This is a genomic window from Oceanicaulis sp. MMSF_3324 (assembly GCF_030733545.1).
Taxonomy (GTDB): Bacteria; Pseudomonadota; Alphaproteobacteria; order Caulobacterales; family Maricaulaceae; genus Oceanicaulis.
In genome coordinates this window covers 1-19,415 of record NZ_JASHIU010000015.1, presented here as the reverse complement: position 1 = coordinate 19,415, position 19,415 = coordinate 1, and the positions used below count along the sequence as shown (strand labels likewise).

The window sequence follows — 19,415 nt, the reverse complement described above, 5'->3', positions numbered from 1 at the left end:
TCTAGACGAGACCTTCGCGCCCGGTGGCTTTCCAGTCGGCCATGAAGGCGTCGAGACCCAGATCGGTCTGGGGATGATTGATCAGCTGGTCAAAGATTTTCACAGGCAAGGTTGCAGCGTCGCTTCCGGTCAGCGCGGCGTCTTCCACATGCTTGAGGCTGCGCAGTGATGCGGCCAGGATAGAGGTCTCAAAGCCGTATTGATCATAAACGGCCCGGATGTCTTCGAGCAGCTTCACGCCATCGCCGCCGGCATCGTCGAGCCGGCCGATAAAGGGCGAGATGAAGGTGGCGCCCGCCTTGGCCGCCATCAGCGCCTGATTGAGTGAGAAGCACAAGGTCACATTCGTCGCGATGCCTTCCTCGTGGAAGATGCGGCAGGCTTCCAGGCCGGCTGCGGTCAGTGGCAGTTTGACCACGACATTGTCGCCAATGGCGCGCAATTTCCGGCCTTCCTCCAGCATGCCGTCCCGATCTGTGGCGACCACTTCGGCACTGACGGGACCGGAGACCGTCTTGGCGATTTCCTTGACGCGCTCCATGACGCCTGCGCCGGATTTGGCGATCAGGGAGGGGTTTGTTGTCACGCCGTCAATGAGGGCCGCGCGGGCTTCAATCTCGCTGATTTCGGCGGTGTCGAGAAAGATCTGCATGGGGCCCTCCGGTGCATGTGCGGCGTGTTCAACTTGAACACCCCTTACTCCTCAATCATAACAGCACCATAAAACCGCTTTGGGAATGAGGAAGACTGCATGGGCCCGGCGACCCGCTTCAAAAACTGGGCGCATCGGATTGTCCCGCGGCCTGTCATGAATGGCGGGTGGAACCTTGCAAGCGACCTCAAAGACCTGCCCATGCGGCTGAAAGCGCCGGGCGCGCCTCGGCCCTGGCGGGTCTGGCACAATGTGGGCGGCGGCGATTTCCACCAGATTGGCCAACAGTATTTCGAGTGGTTCCGAGAGGGCGCACATCTGACCCCGAGCGCTCACGTGCTCGATATGGGGTGTGGCGCAGGGCGTCTGGCTTTCCCCCTGGCGCAGTATCTGGGCAGTAAGGGGGGCTATACAGGGTTTGATCTGTCAGAGCGGGCGCTGGGGTTCGCGCGGCGTCATGTCAGAGGGCCGGCCCGCTTCACCTTTATCAAGGCTGACGTGCAAAGCCGCGAGTACGGCGGGGCTGGAAGCAAGGCGAGCGGCTATCGCTTTCCCGTCGAGGATGACAGCATTGACGCCGCATTGGCCATCTCCCTGTTCAGCCATTTGCTGCCGGAAGATGCGGCTGCCTATCTCAAGGAGGCCGGGCGTGTGCTCAAGCCGGGCGGCCGTTTGTGCCTGACCGGCTTTCTGGTTGATCCGCGCATGTCGCTGGACGATGCGGTTCTGTCGCTCAAACCGTTCCGCGATGGCGCCTGGGCGGCGGACCCACGTGAGCCCGAGCGGGCGATTGGATACGAACAGTCAGCCTTTGAAGCCTGGCTCGACCGGGCGGGCCTGTATTTTGCTGAGCCTGTCGAAGCCGGTCACTGGTCGGGCCCGACCCGAGTCGGCGAATTTCAGGATCGCATCATTGTCGAAAAGCCAGTCGTCTAGCGTCCCGAGCTGAACAGAACCTCGCGCACGGTCCGGATGACGATGACGGCGTCACGCCAAAGCGACCAGTTGCGGACATAAAAACGGTCCAGCTGGGCGCGTTCTTCAAAGGTGGTCTGGTTGCGACCATTGACCTGCCACAAGCCGGTCAGGCCCGGGCGGACACGCTCATATTCCATGATTGCGTCGCCATAGGCCTCGCGCTGGTCAAGCGTCATCGGACGCGGCCCCACCAGGCTCATATCGCCCTTGAGCACGTTGATCAGCTGGGGCAGCTCATCAAGGCTTGTCATGCGCAAGAAGCGGCCAACCGTCGTGATGCGCGGATCATCATCCAGCTTCTGATAGGCGGTCCACTGGGCGGCGCGTTCGGGATCGGTTTCGAGGATCTCCTCGAGCTTGGCCTCGGCGTCGACAATCATGGTTCTGAATTTCAGGCAGCCGAAGACCCGTCCGTTGGCGCCCAGGCGTTTCTGACTGAACAGCGCCGGTCCGCCATCGCGGCGGATGGCGATCAGGATCAGCGCCAGAACCGGGCTGAGAAAGGCCAGTGTCGCCAGTGACGCGCAAATATCGAAAGCGCGTTTGAGGGCGCGAGCGACGGGCCGTTCAAGCGGATCCTGCATGGACAGGATGAGCCCGTCTTCCGGGGGAAATGTGACCAGATCCAACGACTCGTTTGAAATGCTTCCGAGCGCCGGGCGGTAATAGAACGCGGCCCCCTGGGCGGTCAGCAGGTTCGCCAGACGCGCGGCGATCTGCTGGGTGTCGGCGTTCGGCGCCAGGAAAAGCGGGCGATTGGACAGGGCCTGGACATGTTCGAGCAACGCCGCATCACTGAGCTGGCTGAAGGGCTCCAGCGCAACACTGCGTTCAGCGCGCAAGCCATGGCCCTTGTTCGAGGCGATCACGCTGTCCGGGGACAGGGTCATGTCTTGCGGCGCGAGCACCGTCACCGGCTGAAGCCAGGCGCCCGTGGCCTTGAACAGGGCCCGCACCCCGAGACGCAGGGCCAGGATGAGCGTGGCGGCGCTGATCCAGCTCGCCGCCAGAGGCAAGGCCTGATCGAGCGCGCCGTACGCGGCCAGTCCGGCCAGTTGCGCGCTGAGCGCCAGGAGGCAGGCTTTGAGGATGGCGAAAGTCGCGCCCGTAACCGGTTGGCGCGTCCGGTAATGGCCCTGCGCGTTGAACCAGCCCAGAAGGAAAACGCCGAACAGGAAAAAAATCGCCAGCTCGCCCTGGGCGTGACTGGAGCCGCCAAAGGCATGCAGAGCTTGCAGAAGAATGCCGGACAGGCTGATTGCGCTCATGTCCGAGAGCACGAAAACCTGCAACGGATTGATCTTGCGCGAGGCGTGATCCGAGATGAATGACGGCGCCTGTGCTTCAATCCGGGACGACATGTGGCTCTCCTCGATACGCAACACCCGCTCTTTGAGGCGGTTGCCGATATCAGGAGCAAGAATGGCGCCGGATGGGGCGACCTTAAGGACGTGTGTCTGTCCTGTTCAGGAACGCTGTGAAGACGCCTAGGGCCAGGGCGGCATGGTGCCATTCCTGATAGACGCCATACCCCAGCATGACGCTGACCAGCCAGAGGCCGCCCACATAGGACAGGGAGATGATTTGATCACGGTTCAGGCGCGCCCGTCCGATGCCGGCGGCGGCGGCAAAAAGGGTTGCCGCGCACAGGATCGCCCCGATGGCTCCGGCATCCATCCAGATATGCAGGCCTGCATTGTGGGCGTGAAGGGGCAGTCGATCGATGATGATGTCGCGATAGGGGGCTGGATCGCTGATGGCGCGCATGCTGTCCAATCCGTGCCCGATCAGCGGCGCCTGGCGGATCTCAGACAGGACGGCCTGCCAGATTTCAAGTCGCCAGGCCCAGGACAGGGGCAGGCGGTCTTCAAGGCTGTCGGGTATCAAGGCGAGCCCCATGCCCATGAACAAGGGCGCGCCCAGCACCCAGATCCCGGCCCCCACAAGCAGGATCTGCGGCGCCAGTTGCGCGCCCCAATAGGCCGCCGCAGCCATGATGAGTCCAAACCCGAACGCCAAAATATTGGCTTCCACATCAAAGCTGGCTGACGCAAAAGCCGCCATCACGATGAGGGTGACCGCCATGCTGCGGTTCAGCGGCGTCTCGCGTCGCCAGAGCGACATCGCCACGGGCCCTGCGATCATGAGAAAGGCGGTGGCTCCGCGAGACAGGGTCACCTTGGCATTGCGGATCGCCTCGGCGGGATAGGTGGATTCCTCGAGATTGAGCTCGATCCAACCGCCGATCAACGCGCCGGTCAGCGCCTCAATCAGGAAATAACCGCCGACCAGCACGGTGATGATGGTCAACACTGTAGTTTGACGGTTCGCCTCTTCATCCGTCAGGCGGCAGGCGATATAGGCGGCGATCACAAAGAGTGGGGTCAACAGCGCGAGCTTGTACGCCTGATCCGCCTTTTCATAAGGCGACCAGGCATGGGTCAGGCAGATCCAGCCCACGCTCAAAATGGCGAGAAAGACCAGGGTGGGTGCGCTTTTGAAGGCGCGCCAGCCCGAGACGAAGACGACCGGAGTGAAGATCAGGCCGATCAGGCCGACCGAGCTGGCCAGGCCAAGCCCGCCCGCTGCAATGAACAGAGCGCTTAGCGTCAGAAGAGCCGCCAGTGTGACGGATGAAACGCGCCAGCTGTGCTTCACGGACGCAGGGCCTCGACAAACGCGTCCGGAGACAGGTTCCAGCCCAGCAATTCACGACCTTCAGCGGTAATGCGTACAGCGCCCATATGCCCGGTTTTCACCTTGGCGTCCTCGGTGGCGGCGGTCTCGCCCGCCAGGAGCGCGTGGAAATAGCGCAGCACGCCATTGGAGGTCAGAACAAAGACGACCTGATCATCGCCGCGGTCGCGCGAGACGGAATCCAGCACGCTGCGGGCATTGGCTTTGAGGGTTTCAACCGTCGGACTCCAGCCCGCACCTGTGGGCGCGATCGAGCGTTCGCGCCAATCGGTGATGGCGCTTTCACCCCAGCTTTCCGTGATCTCGGCGTCGGTCTTGCCGCCCCAGACGCCGTAATCGATTTCCTTGAGCCGGTCGTCGATCTCGATTTCGCCGGTAAAGCCGCAGATTTCGCCGACGAGCCGGGCGCCATGGCGCGTGCGCTTGAGCGGGCCGGCAAGGATGCGGTCGGGCAGCTGGTTGAGCTCGCGCAAGGCTTCGCCCATGGCGCGGGATTGTTCGAGGCCCATTTCAACAAGAGGCAGATCCTCATTGGCGCCGACCCAGACGGGGGTGTCGTCCGGGCCAAAGGTGTTGCCGTGTCGGGCCAGGATGAGCAGCATTACAAAATCTCTCCTTCACGGGCGATGATGTCGGCGGCGACTTCGGCGTCGCGCGGGGAGTCCACCGAATAGGGGGTGCGCCCGCGATATTCGGTGAGTACGACCCGGATCGGAATGCCGTTCTCCAGGGCGCGGAGCTGTTCAAGGCTTTCAGTGAGTTCCAGCGGGCTGGGCTCGAGCGCCACCAGGTCCGTCAGCGTCTCGAAGCGATAGGCGTAAAGCCCGATATGCTTGTAGATCGGCAAGCCGGTAGCTTCGCGCTTGAAGGGGATGATGGCTTTGGAAAAATAAAGCGCATTCATGACCTTGTCGAACACCACCGTGGTGCCGCCCACTTCGCCGCGGCGCTTGGCTTCGCTCAGCTTGTCCAGCGCGTCTTCGCTCAACGCCACCGCCGGCGTGGCGAGCCGCAAGGCCGGGTCCGCCTTCATGGCGGCCGCGGCGGCGTCCACCACCCAGGGCGGGGTAAGCGGGGCGTCGCCCTGCAGGTTGACGATCACATCATCTCGCTTGGCGAAGCCTTTCACCGCTTCGAAGGCTCGTTCGGTGCCGTTGCGGCAGCTCTCCGGCGTCATTACCGCTTCGCCGCCAAAACCGGTTACGGCCTCTTGGATGCGCGCATCATCGGTGGCGACCAGCACACGGTCGATGCTTGGCGCAGCCGCGGCCAGGCGGCGCACGCGCTCCACCATGGGAATGCCGGCGATTTCATGCAGGGGTTTGCCGGGAAAACGCGTGGAGCCGTAACGGGCGGGAATAACGGCGATAACGGTCATGGGGCGCCTTTGCGGAGATCAAAGCGAACACCCCGGTTCAATGCCACGCCCCGCCGCTGAAGGCCAGTGCAGGCGCTGAGCGCTCAAGGTCTTGGCCGAAGCCCCTTCCATGGGGTAGAAGGCCCGCTCCAAGAATTCATGCGGCTTGTTCAAGCCGTCGCGCCATTCGCCCACCCGGAGGTTTCGACCATGGCCGGCCACTCAAAATGGGCCAATATCCAGCACCGCAAAGGTCGCCAGGATAAGGCTCGCGCCAAACTGTTCTCGCGTTTGTCCAAGGAAATCATGGTCGCTGTGAAGATGGGCGGCCCCGATCCGGACATGAATCCGCGCCTGCGTCTGGCAATCCAGAACGCCAAGGGCCAATCCATGCCCAAGGACAATATCGAGCGCGCCATCAACAAGGCGGCCGGCGGCGACGCGGAAGAATACTTTGAAATCCGCTATGAGGGCTTCGGCCCGGCGGGCATCGGCCTGATCGTGGAAGCGTCGACCGACAACAAGAACCGCGCAGCCGGCGAAGTGCGCGCCGCCTTTTCCAAGAATGGCGGCAATATGGGCGAGACCGGCTCGGTCAGCTTCATGTTCGACCAGCTTGGCGAAATCCGCTTTCCCGCTTCGGTGGCCGATGAAGAAGCCGTGTTTGAAGCCGCCATCGAGGCCGGCGCTGAAGACGTGGTTCAGGAGGACCTGCTGGACGATGACGGCGAGCCAGCGCCCGAGCACGTGATCTATTGTGCGCGGGAAGACCTGGCCGAAGTCAGCTCCGCCCTGCAGGAAAAATTCGGCGAGGCCAAGTCCGCCAACATCATTTGGAAGCCGCAGAACCTGATCGAGGTGACCGGCGAGAAGGTGGCGACCGTGATGAAACTTATGGAAGCGCTGGAAGATCTCGATGATGTGAGCACGGTCTTCGCCAATTTCGACATTTCCGACGAAGACATGGCCGCGCTCGACGGATGACCGGCTCCAAGCGCTCCGTCATCATCGCCGTGGATGGTCCGCTCGCTTCGGGCAAGGGGACCATTGCGCGTGCGCTCGGAGCGCGTTTCGGCATTCCCCATCTGGATACCGGATCGCTGTATCGGGCGGTTGCGGTGGCCATGATCGAAAAGGGCTTGCCGCCCGAAGACGCGGACGCCGCCGAAGAGGCCGCGCGGACGCTGGATGTGACCGCGATTGACGAGGGCAAGATCCGCACGGCCGGCGCGGGCGTCGCCGCCAGTGTTGTGTCCGCCCATCGAGCGGTGCGGGCGGCGCTTCTGGACGTACAGCGCACTTTTGCGTCCCAGCCGGGCGGGGCTGTCCTGGATGGCCGGGATATCGGCACGGTGATCTGTCCCGATGCGCATGTGAAACTGTTCGTCACGGCAGACGAGGAATCGCGCGCCTGGCGTCGCCGGGCCGAACTCGTCAATCGTGGCGAGGACATCAGCTTTGAGCAGGTGCTTGGGCAATTGCGCCAGCGCGACGCGCGTGACGCCAGCCGGGCGGATGCGCCCATGCTGAAAGCCGATGACGCCATCGAGCTGGATACATCGGAGATGTCTGTGGACGAGGCGGTCCGTGAAGCGATCCGCCTAGTCGAGGCGAAGCTGGGCTGACCCCGACCGCCAGAGGCGGCCGGGATCTGTACCCGGGCTAGAAGCCCATCCGCACCTGCAAGCGCGCCTGAAGGCTCTCCGTGCCATCGCCGGAGCGACCGGCTGCGGTCAGCGCGACGCTGATCCGGTCGCGGATCTGGGCCTCATAGCCCAGCTGGGCCCTTAACAGCCCATCCTCATCGCCGCCGATACGGGCGGTGGACAGGTCCACATCGTTGAGCAGGACGCCCAGAGTGCGTTCCGCGTCATCCTCGCTCTCATAGGCGAGACCAGCCTGCAGCACCCCGGCATCGGAGACCTGCCACGCCGCCCGGACGCCCGCTTCATACAGCGTGCTGCTGAAGTCGGTTTCCTGATAGCGACCGTTGAGCAAGACGCCTTGCTCGAGATTGGCGGCGAGATCGTAGTCGGTGAAGACGCCGCGCAGATACGGGGTCAGCGCAAAGCCCTCCGACGGCGCCAGATCAAAACCGGCCTCCAGAGCGGTGAAGCTGTGATCAATCGCCCATTGGCCTGTGACCTGATTGCGGGGGGTGAACCCGGTCACGCGCTGGGTGTCCATGTCGGTGCGGCCCAGACCCGCGCCGCCCATCACATAGAACGCGCCCGTCGACCAGCCGCCATGAACGGCCACTGCGAAGGTTTCCGCTTCACCGGACGCGGCGAGCACGCTGCTGACGTCGCTGCTGGTGTCGGTAAAGCTGACGCGGCCGCCCGCAAAGAAGCCATTGTTCAGATTGGCGTTGAATCCGCCAGAGACGGACCAGCCGTCATACTCGACCCCGGCGCGTTCGCCGTCGGCGTCCACCGAACCGTCCAGCCAGCCGCCGGTCAGATAGGTCCCGGTCTCGGACCGCTCCCGTCCGGCTTCATCCAGCGCGTCGACGATCACATGGCGCGTCACCTGATAGGCATGCTCGGAGAGCCCGCCTGCGCTTTGCGCGGCATAGTCGTCATTCATGCCGCTCGCGACGACAAAGGAGGCCAGCAGGGCGTGGGACTGGGTGGTGGGGTGGATGCCGTCATAATCCTGCCAGTCCGAGGGGCAGGCATCGAGCAGCAGGCCCTGGCTGACGCAGTCAAGCCGCGCTTCACTGAACCCATAGGCGCCCGGGTCGGCGTACAGGTCGAGCAGCAGGTCTTCTACATTGATGTAAAGCACGTCCGCGCCGTATTGCGCGCTGATGGCCGCATCCACGCTACGCAGGCCCAGATTGAACTGGGCCGCGGCCTGGTCGAACTGGGCGTCGAACGGCGCCGGGGCTTCGACAGAGGTTCCGATGGGCGGCAGGCCAAAAAGGATGAAGCGCTGGGCGCCGGCGCTCGCCAGCGTGGCCAGGGTCTGCTGGATGTCGGCGACGCCCTGCTCGATGTCGAGGCCGCCCCCGCCGCTCAGAGCGGACAGGAAATTGTTCCCGCCGATCCAGACCGAGAAGATGTCCGAACTGGTCGGCGCCGCGATGGAGCCATTGGCCACGCCCGCCGCGTAGAACTGGGCCTGTTCAATGGAGCCGGGCAGGACGGGACCGCCCGGGCTCGTTTCGAATCCAGCCGTGCGTGCGCCGCCATGGGCGAAGTTGATGCCATTGGAGGCATCGCCCACGATCGTGGTCAGGAAAGGCGAGAGCGCCAGGGTCTCATCTGACAGATATTCGTGCCAGACAGGGCCGTTCGAGAAGCGTCCGTTGAAATAGACCGGCGGTGCGCCGGCCCCGGTCGCCAAAAACACATTGCCCGTATCCGAGAGGCTGTCGCCGAACACATAAGACTTGCCGGCGGTGAAGTCCCAGGTCTGCGCCATCGCAGGCGCAGATGCGAAAGACAGGGTGACCAGCGAGGCCCCCAGCATTTGTTTAAACATTTAGCTCCTCCCCAGAGCGCATTTCAGGCGCGGTTTTTTATTATTCGCGCGACACGATTAGCTGTCCTGAACTGTGCATATGTCAAGTATTGCGGATCTCGCCAATCTCACAGCTGGACATGGCGGAGGCTCTAAAACCGGCTTAGCGTGTCGGAATGGTTGAGCTTTCCCCCCTCGGTTTCGGAGTCTCCGGCGCTCATGGCACGCCGCTCGTGTCGCCGATGCGCACCCGCAACTTGATTAATGCGGCGGTGGCGGGGGGCGTCCGGTATTTTGACACGGCCCCCTCCTATGGCGCGGGAGAATGCGAACGACGGCTGGGCCAAAGCCTCAAGCAGCTGGGACGTAGTGATATCGTTGTGTCCACCAAGGCGGGCCTGTCCAGTCACGGGATCGCAGGACGGCGACGTGATCTGTCACCTGAGGGCGTTGAAAAAAGCGTACGCGGGTCTCTGGGGCGCCTGGAGCTGGAGGGCGTTGATCTGCTGATCCTGCATGGCGCGGCGCCGCACGAGCTCAATGTGGCCTTGCTGGAGCGTTTGCGGGCTCTGAAACAGGCTGGCGCTTATCGCTGGCTGGGGGCGACCGGTCGGGGCGCGGCTCTGGATTGGGCGTTGGATGCGGGCTGGTTTGATGTGCTGATGGCGCCGGTTCACCCGTTTCTGCGGACCGGCGAAGAGGCGACACTGGATCGGGCACGGTCGGGCGGTTGCGGGATTATCGCCATAGAAACCGCGGGCGACGCCCCGCCGGCGCTACGCTCCCCCCGGAGCCTTGCGGATATTTATCCTCTGGCGAAGCGGGTGCGGGGCCTCGATCCGGGACGTGGCCGTGTCGGCGTGCCGGACGGACTCCGGCAGGCGATGGGCCGACCGGGCGTCATCAGCACGCTCTTCACCACGACGCGCGCTGATCACCTTCAGGACAATCTCTCACAATCGCTTTCCTGATGGAGGCGCTGATCTAGTTCAGCGGGCATGAGCCAAGCTGATCTCTTTGCATCTGACCTGCCGCCAGAACCGGACCGGGAATCCGGTCTCAAACGGGTAGAGGCTTTCGCCGCCTCCATGGGGCGCGCTTACGCCAGCAAGCGCAATTTTGATTTCGGCCCGCAAGACCGCTCGAACATTTCTTGCCTGAGTCCTCATATCCGCCACCGTCTGGTGCTGGAATCCGAACTGGCCCAGGCCGCCTTGTCTGCGCACGGATCCGAGGGGGCGGAAAAGTTCATCCAGGAGGTGTGTTGGCGGACCTATTGGAAGGGCTGGCTGGAAATGCGCCCGAGCGTGTGGTCCGACTACAAGGCGGAACTGGCGGACGCGTTGAACGTCCTGGCGGAAGACGGCGTTCTGCGGCAACGCTATGCGACCGCCATTGAAGGCCGGACAGGAATTGCGTGTTTTGACGCCTGGACGGCCGAGCTGATCGAGACAGGCTATCTGCATAATCATGCGCGAATGTGGTTCGCCTCGATCTGGATTTTCACCCTGGATCTGCCCTGGGTTCTGGGCGCGGACTTCTTTTTGCGCCATCTGATGGATGGCGACCCGGCGTCCAACACGCTGGGCTGGCGCTGGGTCGGCGGGCTGCAAACCGTCGGTAAGACCTATCTGGCGCGCGCTTCCAACATCGAGAAGTTTACTGAAGGACGATTTGCACCCGACCCTCAGTCTCTCGCCTCATCCGCGCCGCCCTTGCCGGTTCATCGACCCGCCCCGGAACCGTCTGCGATAGTGCCGGGCGATCGCTGGACAGAAGGGCGACCTGCTGTTCTGTGGCTTCACGAAGATGATCTTCATCCTGAAAGCTGGGGTTTGGGGGCTGCGGACATACGCTGTGTTGTGTTCAGGCCTGACCCTGTGAGCCGGGGGGCGTCAAAGCCGGGTGAAGTCGCATGGCGCTTTGCCACGCAGGCCCTGGAAGACGGCGCGCAGCGTGCGTCCAATCTTTGGGGCGTGCAGGCGCTGGCGTGCCAGGATGCGTCTGACATGATCGCGGCGGCGCATCAGAACGGCGCGACGCATGTGGTGACCCAGCGACCGTTCCAGGGTCCGGTCGCCGATCATGCGCAGCCGGTTCAAGAGGCGCTCGAAGCTTCCGGGCTGAGGGTTGCACGACTGACGCGGGACTGGGACCAGGCCTTTCATCCGTACGCGACGAAAGGTTTCTTTAAATTCAAAACCGCCATACCAGACGTCTTCGAGCGGCTTGGGCTGAGCTGAACACGACCCAAGCCGCGCCGGAAAGATGACTTTTCACCAATCTCCCGCTAATCGGTGGGGGATAGGTATCAGGCGCATGACGCGCCGGGTGGGAGACACGATGCAATCTGATCTGTTGGCGAAGCTCAAGGCTCTGGCGGAGCCGACGCGCCTGCGGATCGTGTCGTTGCTGGCCCAGGGCGAGTTGACCGTCAGTGAAATCATGCAAGTGCTGGGGCAGAGCCAGCCGCGCATTTCCCGCCATCTCAAGCTGCTGGCCGATGCCGGCCTGTGCGAACGCTTTCCCGAAGGCGGCTGGGTCTTCTATCGGCTGATGCGCACCGGACCGGTCAGTCGTCTGGCCGCCCTGGTGGATGAATTCACCGAGGCGAACGAGCCGCAGGTGCATCGCGATCGCCAGCGTCTGCAGGAACTCAAGCGCCTGCGCGCCGAAGAGGCCGCGAAGTATTTCGAAGTGGCGGCCCAGGAATGGTCGACCATCCGCTCGCTCCACTTCTCCGAGGCCGCGGTCGAAGCGGCCATGGTTGAAATGGCCGAAGGCCGGCCGTTCAATCACCATGTGGATGTGGGGACCGGCACCGGGCGCATGCTGGAGCTGTTCATCGACCAGGCTCAGGAAGGCATGGGCGTCGATCTCAGCCGTGAAATGCTCCATGTGGCGCGCGCCAAGCTGACCGAGGCCGGTTTGTCCTCGCGCTTCGTGCGCCAGGCGGATGCGTCCGCCTTGCCGCTGGATGCCGGCGCGGCGGATTTGGTGACCCTGCACCAGGTGCTCCATTACCTGCCTGATCCGCAAGCGGCGCTGTCTGAGTGCGCGCGCGTTCTGGCGCCCGGCGGATTGTTGCTGGTGGTCGATTTCGCCGAGCACCATCATGAAAGCCTGCGTCTCGAGCACCACCATCGCTGGCTGGGTTTCCCGCCCGCGCAGGTGACGGCCTGGCTTCAGACAAGTGGACTCACCCTAAAGTCGTTGCGTACGCTGCAGCCTGAAGGCATTGAAGGCGGACTGACGGTGCTGATCTGGGCGGCTGAGCGCCCGATTGAAGGGGATGGGGATGACGCCTGAAACGGGGGTGAAGGCGATCGCCGCGACGCAAACGGGCGTGACGATGGCGGACCTTCTCGATGATGCAGCGCGCGATGACGCGCTGCAGTTCGAGGCTGCGGGTCTGTATCTCGATTTGCGGCGACAGAAGCTTGATCTTGCGGGCTTTCGCGCTCTTCTGGCCGAAGCCGAGCGTCTGGACGTGACTGCTCATATTCAGCGCCTGTTTTCCGGCGAGACCGTCAACGGCACTGAACAACGCCCCGCCCTGCATCCGGCCTGCCGCAACACCGCGCTCCTGGGAGGCGCGTCCGCAGGGGTGGCGCTGGCGTCAGCGCGGGACAAGACCCGCGCCTTTGCAGATCGGGTCGCACAGCCGGACGTGCTGGACGGGCATCCGGTCCGGCGCATCATCAATATCGGCATTGGCGGGTCTGATCTGGGGCCGCGTTTTGTCTATGATGCGCTCAAGGCCTATCGCCGCGACGGCATCGAGACGCGTTTCGTCTCCAATCTCGATCCGGCCGATCTCGATGATGCGCTGGAAGGCGCTGAGGCCGAGACCACGCTGATCCTGGTCATCTCCAAATCCTTCACCACGCAAGAGACTTTGATGAATGCGCGCGCGGCGCGCGCCTGGATCGTCGAACGTCTGGGCGAGGCGGGAGTCGGACCGCGTTTCGCCGCTGCAACGGCCTGCCCGGACAAGGCGAAGGCTCTCGGTCTGGAAGATGCGCGCATCTTTCCGTTTCCCGATGGCGTGGGCGGTCGTTATTCGCTCTGGTCCGCCGCGGGGCTGGCGCTGGAAGTGGGGCTGGGCGCAGACGTGTTTGACCGTCTTCTGGCGGGTGCGCGAGCCATGGACGAGCATGCCGCCTCTGCGCCGCTTGCTCGCAACATGCCGGTCGTCAAGGCGCTGGTCGATGTGTTCAATCGCGCCGGGCGCGGTCTGCCCTCGCGATGCGTGGCGGCTTATTCCTCCCGGCTTGAGCGCTTGGCGAGCTATCTTCAGCAGCTTGAAATGGAGAGCCTGGGCAAATCGGTGAATACCGAGGGCGGGCCCCTGGGAGAGAGCCATTGCGGACCGCTGGTCTGGGGCGGGCGCGGGTCGGACCTCCAGCACTCGGTGTTTCAATGGCTGCATCAGGGGCTGGATGAGGCGCCAGTGGACTTCATCGCCATCGCCGATCATGGCCGCGAGGATGAGCGGGTGCGGGCGCTCAACGCCAATCTCGCCGCCCAGGGCGCCGCCCTGACCCAGGGCCGCAAGGGGGAAGGCGAGCTGGCGGCGCACAAGGCCATCGCCGGCGGTCGCGCCAGTTCCACTTTCGTGATGCCGGCCCTCAGCCCGGAGGCGCTGGGCGCGCTTCTGGCGTTGCACGAGCACAAGGTGTTCGTGGAAGCGCTGTTCTACGGGCTCAACCCGTTTGACCAATGGGGCGTCGAGCTGGGCAAAAGCCTTGCCCGATCCATTCTTTCCGGCGACATGGCCGGGTTTGACGGGCCCGCGCGTGACCTGACGCACAGATTGGGCCTTGATTGATCGTCATCAGGGCTGTGTAAACACATTCCGGATACGCCCCTCGCACACCGCGCTCTTAAAAGGCTTGCGACATGACCCAGCCCGCTCTTGATCCGGCCCGGATCCAGCCCCTTGCCAATGCTGTCCGCGCCCTGTCCATGGACGCGGTCGAGGCCGCCAAGTCCGGTCACCCCGGCATGCCCATGGGCATGGCCGATGTGGCGACCGTGCTGTGGACCCGGCACATCAAGTTCGATCCCAAGGACACCAACTGGGCGGACCGCGACCGCTTCGTGCTGTCGGCGGGCCATGGCTCCATGCTGCTCTACTCGATCCTGCATCTGATCGGTGTTGATGCGCTGAGTCTCGACGAGCTGAAGAATTTCCGCCAGCTGGGCTCAAAAACCGCGGGTCACCCCGAATTCGGTCATGCGCCGGGCATCGAGACCACCACAGGCCCGCTGGGCCAAGGTCTCTCCACTGCGGTTGGCATGGCCATGGGCGAGCGGATCATGAACGCCCATTACGGCGATGAGCTCGTGGACCACCGCACCTGGGTGATCGCGTCGGATGGCGATCTCCAGGAAGGCGTCAGCCAGGAAGCCATCTCTCTCGCCGGCCATCTCAAGCTCAACAAGCTCGTGGTGCTGTGGGACGACAACTCCATCCAGATCGATGGCGATACCGGACTGTCCGACACCGTGGACCATCGTCAGCGCTTTGAGAGCGCGGGCTGGATGACGCTGGAAGTGGATGGCCATGACGCCGCCGCCGTCGACAAGGCGCTCAATGACGCCAAGACGTCGGACAAGCCGGTGATGATCGCGTGCAAGACCACGATCGGATTTGGCGCCCCCACCAAGGCGGGCACGGCAGGCAGCCATGGCGCGCCGCTGGGCGCGGACGAGATCAAGGGCGCGCGCGAGGCGCTCGGCTGGAGCCATGAGCCCTTCGTGATCCCGGACGAGATCTATGAAGGCTGGCGCTTCGCCGCCGAGCTGGGCGGGCAGACCCGCGAAGCCTGGGAAGCCCGTCTGGCGGCGTCCGACAAGGCCGACGCCTTCAAGGCCCAGATCTCCGGCCAGCCGCCGAAAGCGGCGCTCGACGCACTGGACGCGCATATCAAGGCGACTCTCGCCGACACGCCGGCGCTCGCTACGCGCGCTTCTTCGGGCAAGGCCATTGAAGCCTTCTGGGAAGCCTTCCCGGGCCTGATTGGCGGTTCGGCGGACCTGACCGGCTCCAACAACACCCGTGCGCCGGGCATGGCGTCCATCACGCCGGATGATTTCTCGGGCTCTTACGTCCATTACGGCGTGCGCGAATTCGGCATGGCGGCGGCCATGAACGGTCTGGCGCTGCATGGCGGCCTGCGTCCGTATTCGGGCACCTTCCTGGTGTTTTCCGATTATTGCCGCGGCGCGATCCGCCTGTCCGCGCTGATGAATCAGCCGGTCATCTATGTCTTCACCCACGATTCCATCGGGCTGGGCGAAGACGGCCCGACCCACCAGCCGGTCGAGCATCTGACCGCCCTGCGGTCCATGCCCAATGTGGCGGTCTATCGCCCGGGCGATGCGGTTGAGGCGGCCGAAGCGTGGAAAGCTGCGCTGGAGCGCACCGATGGGCCGACGGTTCTGGTGCTGTCGCGCCAGAAAGCGCCCCATGCGCGTCAGGATGATGGCTCCGAAAACCTCTCGGCCAAGGGCGCCTATGTGATCCGCGAGGCCGAGGGCGAGGCGCAGGTGACGCTGATCGGCACGGGCACCGAGTTGAGCCTCGCCATCGAGGCGCAGGACAAACTCAAGGCCAAGGGCGTGCAGGCCCGCGTCGTCTCCGCCCCCTCGCTGGAAACCTTCCTCAAGCAGGATCCGGCCTATCGCAAATCGGTCGTGAACCCGGATCTGCCGGTGGTCGCTGTGGAAGCCGCGATCCGCTGGGGCTGGGATGGCCTGATCGGCCTTGAAGGCGGCTTTGTCGGCATGGACGGCTTTGGCGCGTCGGCGCCTGCCGAAGCCCTCTACGCGCATTTCGGCATCACCGCCGACGCCGTGGTCGAGCAGGCGCTCGCCCGGGTGTGACCCTTTGGACATAGGCGGCCCGGGGCTTTCATGCTATCTGGGCCGCTTATGCGTAACACTCTGTCTGAGACCCGGTAGGGCCTCTCCTCGCATTTGCGGGGTGAGGCGGCTTCAAGAGCCCGCTCGCTGCGATCGGTGAGCGCCGTTTTGGTGTGTCTGCAGCCTGGCTGCGGACCCTCGGGACCGACAGACCCATGGATATTTCAAAAGACGAACAGCGCGTCCTGCACGCGCTGGCCAAGGGCGGCCGTTTGCAGGCCGTCAAAACCTCATCAGGACGCATTCTGGATGTTGAGCTGATCACGCGGGAAGGCTGGACCATGCCCGGCGTGACGCCGCGCCTGTTCCGCAAGCTCAAGTCCAAGCGCGCCATCGCGTCACGGCAAGGTCAGCCCTATCGCATTACGCGGCGCGGGCTGGAGCTGGTCCGCGCCCAGCTCGATAATCGCTAGGCAAGGGTCAGGCGGGGCGGGCTCAGGCCCGCTCCGCTGCGCCATAGGCGATCAGGCGCTCGAGCACGTCGCGGGCCTTGGCCTCGCCTAGCGCGCTGAAATCGGTAAGGGCGATGGTCTCGCCCTTGAGCAACCGTTCGAGCCCCGCCTCGGCCGGCGCGTCAAAGGTGAGCGCGCCCCCCGGCGCCACGAGCGCCACATGATCCCCGTCATCAACGAGCTCAAGCGCGATCAGCGGTCGACGTTTCAACCGGGTCTGCGGCGTGATCGGACCAAAGGTCAGCGCGCCGCGCGTGTCTGCGGGCCGCGAGCTGATGGCGGTATCAGTAAAGAGCCCCAGCACGGCGTCGATGTCGGCGTTCCGGCCGACCGCTTCCAGGGCTTCGGCGAAGGTTTTTGCGAACACGCCGGAGCTCACGGCGCCGCGGGCGAAGCCGGGCGGCAGGGCGCGGCGCAGTTCCGGCGTGCGCAAGGCCGCTTCGGACACCGCTTCGAGCAGGAAATCCGCCCAGGTCTTCGCCAGCAAACCGGTCGTGATATGCAGCGAGGCCTCATCCGCGCCCTCATTGACCGCGTCATGCATCAGCCCGCGCGGCACATACAGAACGTCGCCCGGATTGAGCACCAACTCGTCGCGCGGCTCGGTCTGCGCGAACCGGCCTGGCGTGAAGCGTTCGCCGCGATAAGGCGTGCCCACGGGCGCATCATAGAGCCGCCAGCGCTTGGACCCTTCCACCTGCATGACCAGGACATCGTGATTGTCGTAATGGGTCTGGAAGCCCTGCGCGTTCGGCGGGGTGAGATAGATATTGGTCTGGACCGGGCAGGAAAACTCGGCTTCGAGTTCGCGGCACAGATCCGCCAAGGGCCGATGGCGCGCCTGCAGCTGGGGCAGGATCAACGTCGCGCCCTGCTGGTAAAGCCGGACGACCTCGCCGCGATCCACCAGCCCGTCCTCACGCAGCCAGGCAGTGTCCGGCAGGCGCGGTTCGGCGCGCGCCATGGACAGATCCCCGTCCCGCAGCAGGTCCTCGGCCAGGATTCGATCAATCGAATCAAGGCTGATCAGGGCCTTGAACCGGTCCCGGTCCGGGCAGGGCGCATGCAAATGGGTCTGTTCAAAGACCGTGTCGAAGAACGCGTCGGCCTTGAGCGGCGCGATCAGCTGAACCAGCGCGCCGGACATGGAAGCAGGCATCTGAGTCATCCGGCCTAGCAGCGCCGACCATGGTTGGCCGGGTCCGCATAGGGCCCGGAATCAGAATCCGTGCATTGACGTCCGCCGCCCTGGTAACCACGACGCCCCTGGCCTGCAGGATCGGCGTATGGACCCTGATCATTATCAGTATAGCCGCTTTGATATCCGCCGCCCCGGCCCTGACCGGGCGGGTCGGCATAGGGGCCCTGATCATTGTCCGTATAGCCGCCCGTCTGACCGCCCCGACGCCCCTGCCCGGGAGGATCGGCGTAAGGGCCCTGGTCATTGTCGGTATAGCCATTCTGATATCCACCGCCGCGCCCTTGTCCGGGCGGGTCAGCATAGGGCCCTTGGTCGTTATCAGTATAGCCGGTCTGGCCCTGGCACCGCCTGCCCTGATTGGCGGGATCGGCATAAGGGCCCTGATCGGCATCCGTGCAATTGCGCCCGCCGCCATAGGCGCCACCGCGTCCATAACCGATCGCGTCGGCGTATGGCCCCTGATCCTGATCGGTCAGGCCGGTATAGCCCGCGCCGGTTGTGGTGCAGCCCGTCAGGCCCGCCGCGCCGATGGCTGTGGCGCCGCCCGCGACCTGGGTCAGGAAGGATCGCCGTGAGAGCGTCCGTTTCTTGCTCATGTCCGTCTCCCCCAAAGACAATGACCTTACACCGATTATGGAATGGGAGAAGCTGAATACGGGCTGAACAGCCCTGCGTGCAGAGTTTGGTCGCGTTTTGTTCCGAGTGCTCTATGCTGACGCGCCATGAGCAGTGCGATTCGCATATTGGGCATCGATCCGGGGTTGAACGCCACGGGTTGGGGGGTGATCGACCAGACCGGCTCGCGCCTGTCGCTGGTCGAGTACGGGGTCATCAAGGCGCCGTCCAAGGCGCCCATGGCCGAGCGTCTGACCGTGATCTACAACGCCATTGAAGAGCTGGTGGTCGCCCACAAACCCCATGAAGCGGCGGTCGAGGACCAGTTCGTGCACGCCAGCGCGGTCAGCGCGCTCAAGCTGGGGCAGGCGCGCGCGGCCGCGATGCTGGCGCCGGCGCGTGCCGGCCTGATCGTGGGCGAGTACGCGCCCAAGCTCGTGAAGAAAGCTGTCGTGGGCACCGGCTCGGCGGAAAAGGCGCAGGTTGCGGCGATGATCGCCATCCTGCTGCCCGGTTCAAAAGCGGATGCAGACGCGGCGGACGCGCTCGCAGTGGCGGTCTGCCATGCACACCATCGGACGAATGCGAAAGGAATGGCCTCGTGATCGGAAAGCTCAAGGGCCTCGTTGACAGCGTGGGTGAGGAAGAAGCCGTCATTGACGTCAATGGCGTCGGCTATCTGGTCAGCGCCGGATCGCGCACGCTCGGGCGCCTCGAACCGGGCAAGCCGGTGGCGCTTCATATCGAGACCCATGTGCGCGAGGACCAGTTCAAGCTGTTCGCTTTTCTCAGCGATTCCGAGCGCGCCTGGTTCGTGCGCCTGCAATCGGTGCAGGGGGTCGGCGCCAAGCACGCGCTGGCCATGCTCGACACGATCGAGGTGGGCGAGATCGAAAGCTCGGCCATTCTGGGCGACGCCTCGACCTTCGAGCGCGCCAAGGGCGTGGGCAAGAAGCTCGCCCAACGCATCGCCACCGAGCTCAAGGACAAGGCGCCGCCGCTCGGCCGCACGCTGGGCGCGGGCGTGTCCGGTCTGGCCGCTGCTCTGGCGCCGGCGGGCGCGGATGC

At 64.3% G+C, this 19,415-nt stretch carries 19 protein-coding genes; 11 read left to right on the top strand and 8 right to left on the bottom strand.

The genetic code is table 11. The annotated features are described in order from the left end of the window. Position 1 precedes the first annotated feature (1 nt). Positions 2-652, bottom strand: a complete 651-nt coding sequence (fsa, locus tag RBA95_RS13215; RefSeq protein ID WP_306017342.1) for a fructose-6-phosphate aldolase — start codon at positions 650-652, stop codon at positions 2-4. A gap of 201 nt (positions 653-853) precedes the next feature. Between fsa and RBA95_RS13210 the strand changes: the two genes are divergently transcribed. Continuing rightward, a complete protein-coding gene (locus RBA95_RS13210; protein WP_306017341.1) occupies positions 854-1,588 on the top strand; it encodes a class I SAM-dependent methyltransferase in 735 nt (244 codons plus the stop codon). Here the strand turns inward: RBA95_RS13210 and RBA95_RS13205 are convergent. The 4 genes from RBA95_RS13205 to kdsB all read right to left on the bottom strand — a co-directional run bounded on the left by RBA95_RS13205 (position 1,585) and on the right by kdsB (position 5,705). Further along, positions 1,585-2,991 (bottom strand): exopolysaccharide biosynthesis polyprenyl glycosylphosphotransferase, encoded by a 1,407-nt coding sequence (locus RBA95_RS13205; RefSeq protein WP_306017340.1) that lies wholly within the window; start codon positions 2,989-2,991, stop codon positions 1,585-1,587. The two genes, RBA95_RS13210 and RBA95_RS13205, sit on opposite strands and share 4 nt — an antisense overlap. 82 nt (positions 2,992-3,073) lie before the next feature. Beyond that, a complete protein-coding gene (locus tag RBA95_RS13200) occupies positions 3,074-4,288 on the bottom strand; it encodes an O-antigen ligase (protein ID WP_306017339.1) in 1,215 nt (404 codons plus the stop codon). Then, positions 4,285-4,929 carry a histidine phosphatase family protein gene (locus RBA95_RS13195; RefSeq protein ID WP_306017338.1) on the bottom strand — a complete coding sequence of 215 codons (645 nt, stop codon included), beginning with the start codon at positions 4,927-4,929 and terminating at the stop codon, positions 4,285-4,287. Before RBA95_RS13195 ends, RBA95_RS13200 begins: the two co-directional genes overlap by 4 nt. Then, positions 4,929-5,705: a 3-deoxy-manno-octulosonate cytidylyltransferase gene (gene kdsB / locus RBA95_RS13190; protein ID WP_306017337.1), complete on the bottom strand. Its 777-nt coding sequence runs from the start codon at positions 5,703-5,705 to the stop codon at positions 4,929-4,931. Before kdsB ends, RBA95_RS13195 begins: the two co-directional genes overlap by 1 nt. Positions 5,706-5,894: 189 nt before the next feature. On the opposite strand from kdsB, the gene RBA95_RS13185 reads away from it, so the two are divergent. Together RBA95_RS13185 and cmk are read left to right on the top strand one after the other, a co-directional pair. Next, entirely contained in the window at positions 5,895-6,668 is a 774-nt protein-coding gene (locus RBA95_RS13185) for a YebC/PmpR family DNA-binding transcriptional regulator (RefSeq protein ID WP_306017336.1), read from the top strand. Continuing rightward, positions 6,665-7,309, top strand: coding sequence for a (d)CMP kinase (cmk, locus tag RBA95_RS13180; protein WP_306017335.1), 645 nt, complete (start codon positions 6,665-6,667; stop codon positions 7,307-7,309). Before RBA95_RS13185 ends, cmk begins: the two co-directional genes overlap by 4 nt. A 37-nt stretch (positions 7,310-7,346) precedes the next feature. On the opposite strand, the gene RBA95_RS13175 is transcribed toward cmk, so the two are convergent. Then, positions 7,347-9,170, bottom strand: coding sequence for an autotransporter domain-containing protein (locus RBA95_RS13175; RefSeq protein WP_306017334.1), 1,824 nt, complete (start codon positions 9,168-9,170; stop codon positions 7,347-7,349). 155 nt (positions 9,171-9,325) lie between these two features. Between RBA95_RS13175 and RBA95_RS13170 the strand changes: the two genes are divergently transcribed. The 6 genes from RBA95_RS13170 (at position 9,326) to RBA95_RS13145 (ending at position 16,492) form a co-directional block, all read left to right on the top strand. Then, positions 9,326-10,120: an aldo/keto reductase gene (locus RBA95_RS13170; RefSeq protein ID WP_306017333.1), complete on the top strand. Its 795-nt coding sequence runs from the start codon at positions 9,326-9,328 to the stop codon at positions 10,118-10,120. Positions 10,121-10,147: 27 nt separating this feature from the next. Then, the gene (locus tag RBA95_RS13165; protein ID WP_306017332.1) at positions 10,148-11,392 is read left to right on the top strand and encodes an FAD-binding domain-containing protein; all 1,245 of its coding nucleotides are present in this window, start codon (positions 10,148-10,150) and stop codon (positions 11,390-11,392) included. Between the two features lie 100 nt (positions 11,393-11,492). Further along, positions 11,493-12,458, top strand: coding sequence for a metalloregulator ArsR/SmtB family transcription factor (locus tag RBA95_RS13160; RefSeq protein ID WP_306017331.1), 966 nt, complete (start codon positions 11,493-11,495; stop codon positions 12,456-12,458). Further along, positions 12,448-13,980 (top strand): glucose-6-phosphate isomerase, encoded by a 1,533-nt coding sequence (gene pgi, locus RBA95_RS13155; RefSeq protein WP_306017330.1) that lies wholly within the window; start codon positions 12,448-12,450, stop codon positions 13,978-13,980. Before RBA95_RS13160 ends, pgi begins: the two co-directional genes overlap by 11 nt. Before the next feature lie 71 nt (positions 13,981-14,051). After that, positions 14,052-16,040, top strand: a complete 1,989-nt coding sequence (gene tkt / locus RBA95_RS13150; protein ID WP_306017329.1) for a transketolase — start codon at positions 14,052-14,054, stop codon at positions 16,038-16,040. Positions 16,041-16,234: 194 nt separating this feature from the next. After that, positions 16,235-16,492, top strand: coding sequence for a YjhX family toxin (locus tag RBA95_RS13145; RefSeq protein ID WP_306017328.1), 258 nt, complete (start codon positions 16,235-16,237; stop codon positions 16,490-16,492). Between the two features lie 22 nt (positions 16,493-16,514). Here RBA95_RS13145 and RBA95_RS13140 read toward each other — a convergent pair whose 3' ends face one another. Together RBA95_RS13140 and RBA95_RS13135 are read right to left on the bottom strand one after the other, a co-directional pair. Next, positions 16,515-17,690, bottom strand: coding sequence for a cupin domain-containing protein (locus RBA95_RS13140; RefSeq protein WP_306017327.1), 1,176 nt, complete (start codon positions 17,688-17,690; stop codon positions 16,515-16,517). Between the two features lie 14 nt (positions 17,691-17,704). After that, the gene (locus RBA95_RS13135) at positions 17,705-18,328 is read right to left on the bottom strand and encodes a hypothetical protein (protein WP_306017326.1); all 624 of its coding nucleotides are present in this window, start codon (positions 18,326-18,328) and stop codon (positions 17,705-17,707) included. 126 nt (positions 18,329-18,454) lie between these two features. Here RBA95_RS13135 and ruvC point away from each other — a divergent pair, with 126 nt between their 5' ends. Together ruvC and ruvA are read left to right on the top strand one after the other, a co-directional pair. Continuing rightward, a complete protein-coding gene (ruvC, locus tag RBA95_RS13130) occupies positions 18,455-18,952 on the top strand; it encodes a crossover junction endodeoxyribonuclease RuvC (RefSeq protein ID WP_306017325.1) in 498 nt (165 codons plus the stop codon). Continuing rightward, on the top strand, positions 18,949-19,415 hold a 467-nt coding region (gene ruvA / locus RBA95_RS13125; protein ID WP_306017324.1), incomplete at its 3' end, for a Holliday junction branch migration protein RuvA. The genes ruvC and ruvA, both read left to right, overlap by 4 nt.